15 protein-coding genes are annotated in these 14218 nt (G+C 72.5%); 9 read left to right on the top strand and 6 right to left on the bottom strand.

The features are described from left to right. Positions 1–173: 173 nt before the first annotated feature. The gene (locus tag NOSIN_RS21510; protein WP_077692481.1) at positions 174–1322 is read right to left on the bottom strand and encodes an ArsA family ATPase; all 1149 of its coding nucleotides are present in this window, start codon (positions 1320–1322) and stop codon (positions 174–176) included. Next, a complete protein-coding gene (locus tag NOSIN_RS21505; protein ID WP_077692480.1) occupies positions 1319–2365 on the bottom strand; it encodes an ArsA-related P-loop ATPase in 1047 nt (348 codons plus the stop codon). The genes NOSIN_RS21510 and NOSIN_RS21505 overlap by 4 nt, the downstream gene beginning before the upstream one ends. A gap of 152 nt (positions 2366–2517) precedes the next feature. Here NOSIN_RS21505 and NOSIN_RS21500 point away from each other — a divergent pair, with 152 nt between their 5' ends. The 4 genes from NOSIN_RS21500 (at position 2518) to NOSIN_RS21485 (ending at position 5047) form a co-directional block, all read left to right on the top strand. Continuing rightward, entirely contained in the window at positions 2518–2691 is a 174-nt protein-coding gene (locus NOSIN_RS21500) for a DUF4177 domain-containing protein (RefSeq protein ID WP_013156298.1), read from the top strand. Then, positions 2691–3152, top strand: a complete 462-nt coding sequence (locus NOSIN_RS21495) for a RidA family protein (RefSeq protein ID WP_077692479.1) — start codon at positions 2691–2693, stop codon at positions 3150–3152. The genes NOSIN_RS21500 and NOSIN_RS21495 overlap by 1 nt, the downstream gene beginning before the upstream one ends. A gap of 78 nt (positions 3153–3230) precedes the next feature. Beyond that, positions 3231–4160, top strand: a complete 930-nt coding sequence (locus NOSIN_RS21490) for an NUDIX hydrolase (RefSeq protein ID WP_375539672.1) — start codon at positions 3231–3233, stop codon at positions 4158–4160. A gap of 80 nt (positions 4161–4240) precedes the next feature. Continuing rightward, entirely contained in the window at positions 4241–5047 is an 807-nt protein-coding gene (locus NOSIN_RS21485; protein ID WP_077692478.1) for an MBL fold metallo-hydrolase, read from the top strand. Between the two features lie 257 nt (positions 5048–5304). On the opposite strand, the gene NOSIN_RS21480 is transcribed toward NOSIN_RS21485, so the two are convergent. Next, on the bottom strand, positions 5305–5991 hold the full coding sequence (locus NOSIN_RS21480) for a Crp/Fnr family transcriptional regulator (protein ID WP_077692477.1): 687 nt from the start codon (positions 5989–5991) through the stop codon (positions 5305–5307). A 303-nt stretch (positions 5992–6294) separates the two neighbouring features. Here NOSIN_RS21480 and nth point away from each other — a divergent pair, with 303 nt between their 5' ends. From nth to NOSIN_RS21465, 3 genes are all read left to right on the top strand, one after another. Further along, positions 6295–7038: an endonuclease III gene (nth, locus tag NOSIN_RS21475; protein ID WP_171986619.1), complete on the top strand. Its 744-nt coding sequence runs from the start codon at positions 6295–6297 to the stop codon at positions 7036–7038. Positions 7039–7513: 475 nt separating this feature from the next. Further along, a complete protein-coding gene (locus tag NOSIN_RS21470; RefSeq protein ID WP_077692475.1) occupies positions 7514–8167 on the top strand; it encodes an NUDIX hydrolase in 654 nt (217 codons plus the stop codon). 21 nt (positions 8168–8188) lie between these two features. Then, positions 8189–9367, top strand: a complete 1179-nt coding sequence (locus NOSIN_RS21465) for a MarP family serine protease (RefSeq protein WP_077692474.1) — start codon at positions 8189–8191, stop codon at positions 9365–9367. A gap of 97 nt (positions 9368–9464) precedes the next feature. Here the strand turns inward: NOSIN_RS21465 and NOSIN_RS21460 are convergent, their stop codons facing one another. Then, positions 9465–10010 carry an ATP-binding protein gene (locus tag NOSIN_RS21460; RefSeq protein ID WP_077692473.1) on the bottom strand — a complete coding sequence of 182 codons (546 nt, stop codon included), beginning with the start codon at positions 10008–10010 and terminating at the stop codon, positions 9465–9467. 13 nt (positions 10011–10023) lie between these two features. Continuing rightward, a complete protein-coding gene (locus NOSIN_RS21455) occupies positions 10024–10371 on the bottom strand; it encodes an STAS domain-containing protein (protein WP_073701915.1) in 348 nt (115 codons plus the stop codon). Positions 10372–10604: 233 nt separating this feature from the next. On the opposite strand from NOSIN_RS21455, the gene NOSIN_RS21450 reads away from it, so the two are divergent. Continuing rightward, on the top strand, positions 10605–12905 hold the full coding sequence (locus tag NOSIN_RS21450) for a DEAD/DEAH box helicase (RefSeq protein ID WP_171986618.1): 2301 nt from the start codon (positions 10605–10607) through the stop codon (positions 12903–12905). Positions 12906–13527: 622 nt separating this feature from the next. Here the strand turns inward: NOSIN_RS21450 and NOSIN_RS27335 are convergent. After that, positions 13528–13704 carry a hypothetical protein gene (locus NOSIN_RS27335; protein ID WP_170293745.1) on the bottom strand — a complete coding sequence of 59 codons (177 nt, stop codon included), beginning with the start codon at positions 13702–13704 and terminating at the stop codon, positions 13528–13530. Between the two features lie 303 nt (positions 13705–14007). Between NOSIN_RS27335 and NOSIN_RS21445 the strand changes: the two genes are divergently transcribed. Further along, on the top strand, positions 14008–14196 hold the full coding sequence (locus tag NOSIN_RS21445) for a DUF4244 domain-containing protein (protein ID WP_227015202.1): 189 nt from the start codon (positions 14008–14010) through the stop codon (positions 14194–14196). The last annotated feature ends 22 nt before the right edge of the window (positions 14197–14218 follow it).

Below are 14218 nucleotides of genomic sequence, written 5' to 3'. Positions count from 1 at the left end.
CGGCCCCGGTGACCCGGAGCCGGCGGGCCGGCCGGATACGTCGCCGGCGTGACCGGGGCCCCATCCCCGGATGGTCCTGTACTCACAGCGGGGCGGGGCCGGAGCGCCGCGGTGCGCTCCGAGTGCGGGACCACGGCCCACGGGGCGGGCCGACGCGCCTTCGCGGACACGGTCTAGCGGTCCGGGGGCGCGGAGGCCAGCGCCTCACCGATCCCGCGCAGCCCCGCCAGGTCGTGCACGTCCTCGGGCAGGGCGGCCACCTCGACCATGCGCACGCCGCCGTGCGAGGACAGCAGCGCGTCCCGCAACCGGTTCTCGCGCTCACGTGTGCGGACCCTCTCCGCGTGCAGCCGCAGCGCGGCCGACGCCAGCGGGTGCGAGCCCGAGCGCTCCAGCGGCTCCGCGGCCGCCACCGCCTCCCGCGAGCCCACGTCGGCCGCCGGGCCCCCGGGCAGCGGGTGGGTCCGGTTGACCACCAGTCCGGCCAGCGGCATGGCGTCGGTGGCCAGCCGCTCCACGAAGTAGGACGCCTCGCGCATCGCGTCCGTGTCCGGGACGGCCACCACCACGAACGCCGTCCCCGGTGTCCGCAGCAGCCGGTAGGTGCGCTCGGCGCGTTCCTGGAACCCGCCGAACACCGTGTCGAACGCCGACACGAAGGAGCGCAGGTCGTCGAGGAGCTGGGCGCCCACGATCCTGCCGATCGTCGAGGTCACCAGGTTGAACCCGGCGCCGAGCAGGCGGAACGCCCCCGTGCTGGCCGGTGCGCTCAGGAAGCGGATCAGGCGCCCGTCCAGGAACCGGCCCAGCCTCTTGGGAGCGTCCAGGAAGTCCAGGGCGGACCGGCTGGGCGGGGTGTCCACCACGATCAGGTCCCAGTCCCCCGACTGGCGCAGCTGGCCCAGCTTCTCCATGGCCATGTACTCCTGCGTGCCCGAGAAGCTCGTGGAGAGGGTCTGGTAGAAGGGGTTGGCCAGGATCTGCCGGGCCCGCTCGGGGGCCGCGTGCTGCTCCACGACCTCGTCGAAGGTCCGCTTCATGTCGAGCATCATCGCGTGCATGCTGCCCGCGGCCCCCTCGGGCAGCGGCACCGGACGCGGGGTGTTGTCCAGCGACTCCAGCCCCAGCGACTGGGCCAGCCTCCGCGCCGGGTCCACGGTGATCACCACGGCCTGGCGCCCGCGCTCGGCGGCGCGCAGCCCCAGCGCGGCGGCGGTGGTGGTCTTGCCGACCCCGCCCGCGCCGCAGCACACGATGATCCGCGTCCCGGGGTCGTCCACGAGCGCGTCCACGTCCAGCCGCTCGTGTGCCGCGGGGGTCACAGGCGCACTCCCTGCTCGGCCAGCCGCCGTGCCAGGACCTCCAGGGCGGCGCGGTCCACACCGCCCTCCAGCAGGGGCAGCTCCAACAGCGGACGGCCCAGCTCCTCCAGGTCGGAGCGCACCCGGCGCTCCAGCCGGACCCGCAGTGCGTGCGCCCGCACCTCCCCGGCCAGCGCCGCCGCAAGTTCCCCGGGGGCCTCGAAGCGCGCCTCCTTCAGCCCGGCGGCGAGCGCGTCCAGGTCGGGGCCCCCGTCCGCGGCGGCGGCCAGGTCGGCCTCGTCCAGCAGCGGCGGCCGCACCATGTTCACCAGCACCATTCCCAACCTGAGCCCCAGTCCGTGGATCTCGGCGATACCGTCCCGTGTCTCCTGGGCGGGCATCTCCTCCAGCAGGGACACGAAGTGCACGCGGGTCTGCTCGGAGCGGATGACCTCCATGACCCGGTCCGCGTGGTTGCGGATCGGTCCCACCCGTGCCAGTCCCGCCACCTCGGAGTTCACGTTGAGGAACCGGGCGATCCGGCCGGTGGGCGGCGCGTCCATCACCACCGCGTCGTAGTGGAAGGGGGCGTCGGACGGAGCGTCGGAGGGCCTGCGGCGCCGGCCCCGGCGCCGCCGCACCGCCTCGGTGGCCTTGCCGGTGAGCAGGACGTCGCGCAGCCCGGGCGCGATGGTGGTGGCGAAGTCCACGGCGCCCAGTCTGTTGAGCGCCTGGCCGGCCCGGCGCATCCCGTAGAACATCTCCAGGTACTCCAGCAGCGCGGCCTCGGCGTCGGCCGCCAGCACGCACACCGTGCCGCCGCCGGGCACGGAGAGCATCTCCCGCTCCTCGTAGGGCAGCGGCGGGCTGCCGAGGAGGGTGGCGACGCCCTGGCGGCCCTCCACCTCGACCAGCAGCACCCTCCCGCCGTCGGAGGCCAGCGCCCGCGCCAGCGCCGCGGCCACCGTGGTCTTTCCGGTCCCGCCCTTTCCGGTGACGATGTGCAGTCGTGCTTTCGCGCGCGCCCCACCCGGAGGCTGCGGTCCGTGCTCGCCCTCGCTCACTCCAGGCAGTCTATGCGGGCGCCCGGGAGGGGGCCCGGGGACCGGTCGGGGTGCGCGGGGGAGGACCGCGGGTGAGTAGGGTTGGCGGCGTTGACGTGCGGCGCCCGGCCCGTCGGGGGCGGGGCGCCGGTGACCGAACAGGGGTAGGACGCATGAGCAAGTGGGAGTACCAGACCGTGGCGCTGCTGTCGCACGCCACGAAGCAGATCCTGGACAACTGGGGCGCCGACGGCTGGGAGCTCGTCTCGGTCGTGCCCGCCCCGCTGCCGGAGGGCACCGACCCCCGCAACCAGCAGTACGTGGCGTACATGAAGCGGGAGCTGTGATGCCCACTCCCGAGGAGCGCCTCGCCGAGCTGGGGCTGATCCTGCCCGAGGTGGCGGCGCCGGTGGCCTCCTACACGCCGACGGTGCGCAGCGGCGACCACGTGTACGTGTCCGGCCAGCTTCCGTTCGTGGACGGCGAGCTGCCCGCCACCGGCAAGGTGGGGGCCGAGGTCGGTCCGGAGGCCGCGCGGGACCTGGCGGCGCTGTGCGCGCTGAACGCGATCGCGGCGGTGCGCGCCGAGGTCGGCGAGCTGTCCAACGTGGTCCGGGTGGTGAAGGTCGGCGGCTTCGTGGCCAGCGCCCCCGACTTCACGGGCCACCCCGGCGTGGTCAACGGCGCCAGCGACCTGCTCGCCCAGGTCTTCGGGGACGCGGGTGTGCACGCCCGCGCCGCCGTGGGAGTGGCCGCCCTGCCGTTGGACGCCCCGGTCGAGGTTGAGATGATCGTCGAGGTCCGCTGAGCGGTTCGCCCCCTTCTGAGTGAATCGCCCCGGGCCGCGGCGCGGCTTCCCGATTCCGAGACCCAGGAGAGTACGTCGATGCACCACGGCTCAGAGCCCAGTGACGGCGAACGGGGCGGCCCGGGGCGCGGCGGGCGGGACGGAGCCGCGGACGACGGCGCCGTCCCGACCCGCCCGGCCGCCACGGTCATGCTCCTGCGGCCCGCGGAGGGTGCGCGGGGCGCGGCGGCCGGCGCGGACCGGAGCGGAGCGGGAACGGACGCGTCCATGGAGGTCCTGCTCATGCGCAGGGTGCGCTCCATGGGCTTCGCGCCGGGCGCCTTCGTCTTCCCCGGAGGAGGGGTGGACGAACGCGACGCCGACGGCGGCGTGCCCTGGACCGGGCCCTCCCCCGAGGAGTGGGCGCGCACGCTCGGCACCGACGTGCCGATGGCGCGCGCCCTGGTGTGCGCGGCGGTCCGGGAGACCTTCGAGGAGACCGGCGTGCTCCTGGCCGGCGAGCCCGGAAGCACGGACGAGGAGGCCATCACCCTCGACACGGACACCGAGGAGTGGGAGCGGGACAGGCTGGGCCTGATCGACCGCTCCCGCGCCTTCACCGAGGTCCTGTCCCGGCGCGGCCTCGTCCTGCGCTCGGAGTGGCTGCGGGCGTGGTCGCGCTGGATCACCCCGAGGACCGAGCCGCGCCGCTACGACACCTGGTTCTTCGCCGCCGAACTCCCGCCGGGGCAGGTCTCCCGCGACGTGGGCGGCGAGGCCGACCTGACCCGCTGGACCGACCCGGCCGCGGTCGCCTCCGAGTGGGAGGCGGGCCGGATGCCGATGCTGCCGCCCACGGCGGTGTCCTGCGCCGAACTCGCGGACTGCCGGACCCTGCGGGGCGTCCGGGAGGCGCGACGGGATATCGTCCCCATTGAACCGGTCATCCGCGAGGTCGACGGCCGACTCCGCGTCGTCGCGCCGAACGGGGTCGACTACCCTCTGCCGAAACCCGGCGCGGCCCCCTGAGGCGCTCCGTGCCACGGCGCGGACCGTTCGTGCGGGTTCCCGACCCCGGCCGTCCGGTCCGGCGAGCGAAGCGAGGTGCGATGAGGATCGACGGTTCCGGGACACTGCGCGCCAGTTGCGTGCTGTGCCCCAATCCCGGCCCGATGACGCTGGAGGGCACCAACACCTGGATCCTGCGGGAGCCGGGCGCGCGCGGGGTCGTGGTCGTCGATCCCGGCCCCCACGACGAGCGCCACCTGGAACGGGTGGCGCGCACCGTGCAGGAGCAGGGGGCCCAGGTCCTGATGACCGTGGTGACCCACCGCCACCCCGACCACGGCGAGGGCGCCCGGTACTTCTCGGAGCTGACCGGCGCACCGGTGCACGCGGTCGACCCGGCGGTCCGGATCAGTGGCCGCGGCCTGTCCGACGGCGAGGTCCTGGAGGCCGACGGCCTGGAGGTGCGGGTGATCGCCACCCCGGGGCACACCGAGGACTCCGTGTGCCTGATGGTGGAGGCGGACAACACCCTGCTGACCGGTGACACGGTCCTGGGGCGCGGCACGACGGTGATCGACGGCGACGACGGGCTGGGCCCCTACATGGACTCGCTGTACCGGCTGCGCGACATCGTGCGCGAGCACGACGTGCGCACCCTGCTGCCCGGGCACGGGCCGATCCTCACGTCCCCGGCGGCGGTGCTGGACTCCTACGTCGACCACCGCGAGTCGCGCCTGCGCCAGGTCCTGGACGCGGTGGGCGCGGGAGCGACCGGGGTCGAGGAGATCGCCGACCGGGTCTACCCCGACGTCGCCGAGCAGATCCGGTTCGCGGCGGTCTCGTCGGTGCGCGCCCAACTGCGCTACCTGTCCTCGCGCGGCGAGCTCCCCGAGGGCGTCGAGGTCTGACGGCTCGAAGCCGGCCGGCGCGACCGTGGGGCCCCGCGGTCGCGTCCGTGGGGCCTTGGGCGCCCGTGCGCACGGGACCGCCCCGGCCCGGGCGCGTCGGCCGCCTGTCGTGCCGGTGGGAGCCGGCCGCCCCGGATCCCGCCCGGGGGCACGGGACCCCGGACAGCGCTGTGGCCGCCCACCCCCGAGGGGAGGGGCGGCCACACAGCGTTCAGGCCGGGGACGTCCTGGCGTGGGTGCCCTGGCGTGCGCGCTCCCTAGCGGGCGCGGCGCCGCATCCGCTCGACGTCGAGCAGGACGACGGCCTTGGCCTCGATCCGCAGCCAGCCGCGCAGCGCGAACTCGGCGAGGGCCTTGTTGACCGTCTCCCGGGAGGCGCCGACCAGCTGGGCGAGCTCCTCCTGGGTGAGGTCGTGGTGGACGTGCAGGCCGTCCTCGCCCTCCTTGCCGAACTTGTCGGCCAGCTCCAGCAGGGCCTTGGCGACACGGCCCGGGACGTCGGTGAAGACCAGGTCGGCCATCACGTCGTTGGTCCGGCGCAGACGCGCGGCCAGTGCCTTGAGCAGTTGCAGCGACACCTGCGGACGGCTGGACAGGAACGGGCGCAGGTCGTCGTGGCCCAGTCCGGCGAGCACGGAGTCGGTGACCGCCACGGCGCTCGCGGTGCGCGGGCGCGGGTCGAACAGGGACAGTTCCCCGAACATCTCACTGGGGCCGAGCACCCCGAGCAGGTTCTCGCGGCCGTCCACGGCCGTGCGGGTCAGCTTCACCTTCCCGCTGAGGATGACGTACAGGCGGTCGCCCTCGTCACCCTCGTTGAACAGGGTCTGGCCGCGACCGAGACGCACCTCGTTCACCGAGGTACGGAGCGCGGCCGTGTCCTCCTCGTCCAGAGCCTCGAACAGAGGGGCCTTCCGCAGCACCTCGTTGATCTCGTCCACCACACGTCCTCCTAAAACCTGACCGCCAACAGTGTGACGTATATCGCACCCCGGCGTGAAACCAGGGTGTTACCTCGGCTTGTCCGCCGAGAGACAACGTGCCCACAACAGCCGACGCCAGCCCCTGAGATCCTAGTCGTCTTCAGTTCTGTACCAGGGCCGACCGCGCCGCGCCATCGGACACTGGTGACACGGTTCCGGCCGTCGGTGCCGTCACCAGCACGAACACCGAGGGGGAGCCGGAACATCCGGGCACCGGGTCGGTGACCGCGCCCGCTCCACCACCGGGGCGCCTACCCTGTGACGATGCCCCGTGACACACCAGACGCGACGGCGGAGGCGGCCACTCCCACAGGCGAGAGCCGACTCGCGCTGGTCCGCCGTGCCCGCAAGATGTACCGGCAGCTCGTCGAGCTGTATCCGGACGCCCACTGCGAACTGAACTTCACGACCCCCCTGGAGCTGCTGGTCGCGACGATCCTGTCCGCGCAGTGCACGGACAAGAGGGTCAACCAGGTCACCCCCGCCCTCTTCGCCCGCTACCCCGACGCCGAGGCCTACGCCTCGGCCCGGCGGGAGGAGATGGAGGAGATGATCCGCTCGACCGGCTTCTTCCGGGCCAAGACCAACAGCCTCATCGGCCTCGGTCAGGCGCTGTGCGACCGGCACGGTGGGGAGGTTCCGGGAAACCTCTCCGACCTGGTCAAACTACCCGGTGTAGGACGAAAGACTGCAAACGTACTGCTCGGCAACGCCTTCGATGTGCCCGGTATCACCGTCGACACCCATTTCGGGCGGCTCGTCCGCCGGTTCGGGTGGACGGACGAGGAGGATCCGGTGAGGGTCGAGCACGCCGTCGGCGAACTCTTCCCGCCCCGGGACTGGACGATGCTCTCCCACCGCGTGATCTGGCACGGCCGCCGGGTCTGCCACTCCCGCAAGCCCGCGTGCGGCGCCTGCGGCCTGGCCCGCCTGTGCCCCTCCTTCGGCGAGGGCCCCACGGACACCGTGACCGCCACCAAGCTGCTGCGGATGCGCTCCTTCTCCTGAGGACCCGGCGGACCGCGCCTCCCGGGGAGCCGTGCCCCCGGGAGGGGGCCCGGCTCCCCGGGGAACGGGAGCCGGGGCCCAGATGTCTATCCAGCGGCTCTCTGAGATGTCCCGTCCCCTGGGAACGGGAGCCGGCCCCGGGGGCGGCCGGGTCCCGGCGCGTACACACGGAGTGCCCGCGGCGTCCGCGACCCCCGCCCCTCGGCAAGCACCCGCCGTACTTTGTACTCTGATCAGGTGAGTGTGCGATGGACTCCGCCGCGGGCTCCGCGGCCCGCGGTACCCGGCGCGGCGGCGGTGTCCCCCTCCGCCGGTGCCGGGGAAGGTCCGACGATATGACGACTTCCTCCGGGCGCGCTCCCTCACACGGCGGTGCCCGCGCGGACGCGGACCCCGCGCCCGCGCGAGGCGTTCCGCGCACGCGGCCCCGACCACCCATCCGACGGCGCGACAACCTCCGGAACAGGTCCCACGTATGAACCCGCCTCCCCAGTGGCTGGCCGCGCTCGCGGACGCCGCCACGACGATGACCGTGCCGCCGCCCATGCGGCCGCCGAGGAACGGCGGGCGCGAGTCCGCCGTCCTCGTCCTCTTCGGCGAGGGGGCACGGGGGCCGGACCTGCTCCTCATCCAGCGCGGCGACGGCCTGCGCAGGCACTCCGGGCAGCCCGCGTTCCCCGGCGGCCGGATCGAGCCGTCCGACGCCTCCCCCGAGGCCGCCGCGCTCCGTGAGGCCGAGGAGGAGACCGGGCTCGTCCCCGCCGGGGTCGACGTCGTCGGCCGCCTGCCGGAGCTGTACCTGAGCTTCAGCGACTTCCGGGTGGCGCCCGTCCTGGGCTGGTGGCGAGAGCCGAGCGAGGTGCGCCCCACCGACCTGGACGAGGTCGCCGCCGTCTCCCGCGTGCCGATCGCCGACCTCGCCGACCCGGCCAACCGCATCATGGTGCGCTACGGCGGCGGACCCCACTGGGGTCCCGGCTTCCGGGTGGAGGGCATGCTCGTGTGGGGCTTCACCGGCGCGGTCATCGACAGCCTGCTCGGTCTGGGCGGCTGGGAACTTCCGTGGCGCGACGAGGGTCTCACCGACGTGTTCGAAGCCACCCCGCACGGCCTCCGGCCCGTCGGGTAACGCTCACTCTTGGAGGGCAATGTGCTCGACGTGATCCTGGTCGTCCTGTTGCTGCTGTTCGCGGTGACCGGTTACCGGCAGGGTTTCATCGTCGGTGTCTTCAGCTTCGCGGGCTTCATCGGCGGAGGCGTCCTCGCCGCGCTGATCGCCCCGGAACTCATCCAGGAATGGGTGGTCGACCCCGGCAGGCGGGCGCTCCTGGCCATCGCCGTGGTGTTCCTGGCCGCCGCGTTCGGCCAGTTCCTGTGCTCCTACGTGGGCACCCTCGTGCGCAACAGGGTCACGTGGGACTCGGCCCGTGTCCTGGACGCCATAGGCGGCGCCGTGGTCAGCGGGCTCTCGGTGCTGCTGGTGGCCTGGTTCATCGGCAGCACGGTCGCGAACTCGGCGCTGCCGTTCGTGGCCGGGCAGGTGAGGGATTCGCGCATCCTGCACTCGGTGGACACGCTGATGCCCGAGGCCGCGCACAACGGGTTCTCCACGTTCCGCCGGGTCGTGGACCAGAGCGCCTTCCCACAGGTGTTCAGCGGCCTGGGCACCGGCGAGCTGGCCGAGGTGGAGCCGCCGGACCCGGACGTGCTCACCACGCCGGAGCTGATCGAGTCGAGCCGCAGCGTGGTCAAGGTGCTGGGCACCGCTCCGGCCTGCCAGCGCCGTGTGGAGGGAAGCGGCTTCATCTACGCCGACGACCGGATCGTGACCAACGCGCACGTGGTCGCCGGGGTCACCGACGACCTGCGGGTGGTCACCCGGGAGGGGCACCAGTTGGACGCCACCCTGGTGCTGTTCGACGCCCAGCAGGACCTGGCCGTGCTGCACGTGCCCGGCTTGGACATGGAGCCGCTGGAGTTCACCTACGAGGCTCCCAGGGGCAGCGACGCGGTGGTGGCGGGCTTCCCGCGCAACAGCGGCTTCACGGCCGTCCCAGCGCGCGTGCGGGCCCGCCAGACGGCGCAGGGGCCGGACTTCTACCACTCGCAGCAGGTGAGCCGGGAGATCTACCAGGTGCGCGCGGTGGTGCGCCCGGGCAACTCCGGAGGTCCGCTGCTGGCACCGGACGGCACCGTGTACGGGGTGGTGTTCGCCGCCGCCACGAACGAGCCGGAGACGGGGTACGTGCTCACGGCGGACGAGATCTCGGAGAACACCAGCGAGGCGCTGGACGCCACCGAGGAGGTCTCCTCGCAGACCTGCGACTGATCCCGGCCGCCGGCTCCGCGGACCGTCGGCCGCCGGACACGCGAGGAGGGCGCCCTCCCGGAGGAGGGCGCCCTCACGTGTGTCGGTCGCGCCGGAGCTAGTTCGAGCGCGGGTCGGAGGGGTGCTCCGCCGCCAGCGGCCAGCTCATCCGCACGACGGTGCCCCGGTCGCTGGGATCGATCTCCACCTCGTCGGCCAGGCCCGTGATGACCGCAAGGCCCAGGCCCGGGGAGAAGCCGGAGATCCCGCCGGGGGGCGTGTCGTCACCGTCGAGAAAGAGCCCGTCGAGCATGGACGTGCCGGCCCTCTCCTCCGTGTCCTTGGCGGGGGCACGGTCGGAGACGACGACCTCGAAACGCTGCGCCGTGTTCCCGTTGACGGGCAGGAGCCGGCTCGCGGCGTCGGTACGGGACTCCGACGCCTCGGATTCCTTGCCGTCGATCAGCTGGAGCAGGATCGGCTGTGTCGGGCAGTGCAGCTTGTGCGCCGCCACCGCCCGGGAACACGCCTCGCCGACGGCCAGCCTGATCTCGTCGATCGCGGAGGCGGCGATACCCGCCCGACGCGCCACGGTCGCGGCCATGAGCCGCGCCGTGCGCACGTGGGCCGGAAGCGCGCTGATCGTGAGCGTGATGGTTGCCATCGCTCGCTCTGGGCTACTTCGCCGAACGCTTGTCGATGGCTTCCTGCACCGAGCTGTGGATACCGAAGACCTTGGTCAGACCGGTGATCCGGAAGATCTTCAGGATGCGCTCCTGGGTACAGACGAGGTCGAGCGTCCCGTCGTGGGCCCGGACGCGCTTGAGCCCGCCCACAAGCACACCGAGGCCCGTCGAGTCCAGGAACTCCACCTTCTCCATGTTGACCACGAGATGGAAGTTGCCCTTGTTGACCAGGTCGATCAGCAGCTCGCGGAGCCGGGGCGCGGTATAGACATCGATCTCACCCTCAACGACGACGATCTCGGTGTCGCCCTCGGTGTAATGATCAAGCTTCAAGTCCACTAGTCCTCCAGCGCCGAACCGCGAAAAATCGCGAATGATCTCTGCCGGGCGTTACCCCACCAGCACGCATTCAACCACGCGTGTCGAGTGCGTCTTCCTGTGATGCACAGAAAAACCGTGACACCGCGCCACTGTTCCCCCGGATGTCACACTGAAACCGATGTCCCGGTGCCTCACCCTTCGTCGTCAGGTGCCCGCGGACCTCGAAGGCGTCCAGTGAGGAGGGGTCTCGGATGAGGCGACCGGAGCCCGTGCTCCCCGGTGTGTGGCGTGACGATACCCGGTACCCGCAGGTGACCCACATCGAACACGTAGCCCGTAACGGCGGGGTGGGCGGGGAGTGGCCGGAATGGACCGCGCCCCACCTGGTCGAGAGACTCGCCGACCGGGGGATCACCAGGCCGTGGTCCCACCAGGTCGAAGCCGCCGACCTCGCACGCTCGGGCCGTGATGTGATCATAGCCACGGGTACCGCCTCGGGAAAGTCGCTCGCCTTTCTTATGCCCGCGGTGGAAGCGGTTGACGCGGGCGGAACCGTGCTCTACCTGTCGCCCACCAAGGCACTCGCCCAGGACCAGTTGCGGTGGATATCGGACCTGGCCCTGCCGGGCGTGCGGGCGGCCGTCTACGACGGTGACACCTCCTTCGAGGAGCGCTCCTGGGTGCGCGGGCACGGCAACTACGTGCTGACCAATCCGGACATGCTGCACCACGGCGTCCTGCCCCGCCACGGGGCGTGGTCGCGCTTCCTGCGGCGGCTGCGCTACGTGGTGATCGACGAGGCCCACCGGTACCGGGGCGTCTTCGGCTCGCACGTCGCGCAGATCCTGCGGCGGCTGCGGCGGATCTGCGCCCGCTACCGCTCGGAGCCGGTGTTCGTGCTGGCCTCGGCCACCTCGGGCGGTCCGGCCGAGAGCGCCACCCGGCTGACCGGGGTGCCCGTCACGGCGGTCAGCGAGGACGGCTCACCGCGTCCGGGGATGTCCGTGGCGCTGGTGGAGCCGGAGCTGACCGACCTGACCGGTGAGCACGGCGCCCCGATCCGCCGGACGGCCCCCTCCCAGGCCGCCGAGATGCTCGCCGACCTGGTACGGGACGGTGTGCGCACACTGGTGTTCGTGCGCTCCCGTCAGGGCGCGGAGGTGGTCGCGCTGACCACCCAGCGGCTGCTGTCCGAGCGCGGCGACCACGCCCTGGCCGGGCGGGTGGCCGCCTACCGGGGCGGATACCTGCCCTCGGAGCGCCGGGAGCTGGAGGAGGCGCTGCGCTCGGGGGAGCTCCTGGGCCTGGCCAGCACCAACGCCCTGGAACTGGGGGTGGACATCAGCGGTCTGGACGCGGTGCTCATCGTCGGATGGCCGGGGACGCTGGCGTCGCTGTGGCAGCAGGCGGGCCGCGCCGGGCGGCGCGGGGAGGACTCGCTGGCGGTGTTCATCGCCCGGGACGACCCGTTGGACACCTACCTGGCGCACCACCCGGAAGCCATTTTCGGCCGGTCCGTAGAGGCCACCGTCCTTGACCCGGAAAACCCGCACATCCTGGGTCCGCACCTGTGCGCGGCCGCCCAGGAACTGCCGGTCACCAAGGACGACTTCGCGCTCTTCGGTGAGACGACCGAGGAGCGGCTCGACGAACTCGTCGAGCGACGACTGCTGCGCAAGCGCCCACGTGGTTGGTTCTGGACCAGCAACGAACGAGCTAGTGACCTGGCCGATATCCGGGGAGCGGGTGGTCCGCCGGTACAGATCGTCGACACCGAGAGCGGACAGCTTCTCGGAGAGGTCGACGAGCCCGCCGCCCACGGCACCGTGCACCCCGGCGCGGTGTACCTGCACCAGGGCTCCACGTACCTGGTCGACTCCCTCGACCTCGACGAGGGGGTCGCCCTGGTCCACGCCGCCGAGCCGCCCTACGGCACCTGGGCGCGCGACACCACCGACATCACCGTCCGGTCGGTGCTGAGGGAGGAGCGGTGGCCGAGCGGGGCCACCGTGTACTTCGGCGAGGTGCAGGTGGTCCGCCAGGTGGTGGGCTTCCTCAAACGGGACGTGCGCACCGGCTCGGTGCTGGGGGAGCAGCCGCTGGACCTGCCCGAGCGCACCCTCGACACCCGCGCGGTGTGGTGGACTCTGCCCGCCGAGGGCGAGGCGCGGCTGCGCGGGGAGGACGTGGGGCTGCTGGGCGCCGCCCACGCGGCCGAGCACGCCGCGATCGGCCTGCTGCCGCTGCTGGCGACCTGCGACCGCTGGGACATCGGCGGGGTGTCCACCTCCGTGCACGGTGACACGGGCAGGCTGACGGTGTTCGTCTACGACGGGTACGAGGGCGGCGCGGGCTTCGCCGAACGGGGGTACTCGGCGGCCCGGAGGTGGCTGTCCGCGACCCGCGCGGCCATCGCCGACTGCGAGTGCGACCAGGGCTGCCCCTCCTGCATCCAGTCGCCCAAGTGCGGTACGGGCAACGAGCCGCTGAGCAAGTCCGGGGCGCTGCGGCTGCTGGACGAGGTGCTCGCCGGCGGGGGCGACGCGGACTGACCCCGTCCACGGGCCGTGGACGTCCCCCGCCCGCCGCACGGACGCCTCCGGGGCCGTGTGGACACCGGTCATCCCGCCCGCCCCGGCCACCGCGCGGCCCGCCCGCGCCCTGCTTGGGAGCTTGCGCTCGGTGTGGTGGTGCGCGGAGTTTTCCACAGGTTGGGGGCGGGGCTTTCGTATCGGCTCCGGCCACCCGAACCTGGAGGAAGAGGGCCGGCACCCCGTCGGCCCCCGGCCAGGAGACCACCATGTTCGCTCCCACCCGCCCTCTCCCGCGCCCCGTCGGGGACGACGCCGGGATGACCACGTCCGAGTACGCCTTCTGCGCCGATCGAGAAGCGACGTGATTGTTTTCGCTGGTCATAGTGCGCCGTCGCCCGGATTTGTGCGGGTGTGGGTGAGGCTGGCGGCGGCCTACATCGGCCGGTGGAACCCTCTGCGTTAGGTACGTGGAGAAGCTTCGAGGAGGGATGCTCGGGGGCCTCTCCTGTGGCACTTCGTCGGGTGGGTGCCCTCGGCGCTCAGCGATCCGCCCCCGGAGCCGTACCTTTCCTGACGCCGGGCACACGAAGGAGCACCCCATCCCTTCCGAAGGAGGAGCGGGGCGCCGGCGGTTCGGGTGCTACATCAGTCCGGCTCGGCGGGCCAGAAGGTGGACGACACCCACCCCCGTGGCCAGGCCGGCCCAGATGACCCAGACCCACCAGGCGGTGCCCTGGTTGAGGGTGCCGGTGATGACGGAGATCAGGGCCAGGGCCATGGTGCCCCAGGCGATGAGAACGGCGGTCTTCGTGGTCATGGAACTTCTTCCTGCACGGCTGTGTGGGATCCTTGGGAGGTGGGGCGGACCCCGGATGATTTCGGCATCCGGGGCCCGCCTTTACCGCTTGCGGCAGCGGTGGCGTCCGTTGGAAGAGTGTCACCCTTTCACCTCCCGTCCACAGGCCTTGGGCGCCCGGCTCCCTGCCTGGGAGCTTGCGCTCGGTGCGGTGGTGCGCGGAGTTTTCCACAGGTTGGGGGCGGGGCTTTCGTATCGGCTCCGGCCACCCGAACCTGGAGGAAGAGGGTCGGCACCCCGTCGGCCCCCGGCCAGGAGACCACCATGTTCGCTCCCACCCGCCCTCTTCCGCGCCCCGTCGGGGACGACGCCGGGATGACCACGTCCGAGTACGCCTTCTGCACGATCACCGCCGTCGCGTTCGCCGGCGTCCTCTACGCCGTCCTCACCAGCGGAGCGGTCAGTGAGGCCCTCACCAACCTCGTCGTCGATGCGCTCAGCTCGGGCTTTTGACCGCGGCTCGGTCACCGCGGAG

It is taken from the genome of Nocardiopsis sinuspersici (assembly GCF_001998325.1).
Taxonomy (GTDB): Bacteria; Actinomycetota; Actinomycetes; order Streptosporangiales; family Streptosporangiaceae; genus Nocardiopsis; species Nocardiopsis sinuspersici.
The sequence above is the reverse complement of the archived record's forward strand: the minus strand, read 5'-3'. Positions and strand labels throughout refer to the sequence as shown.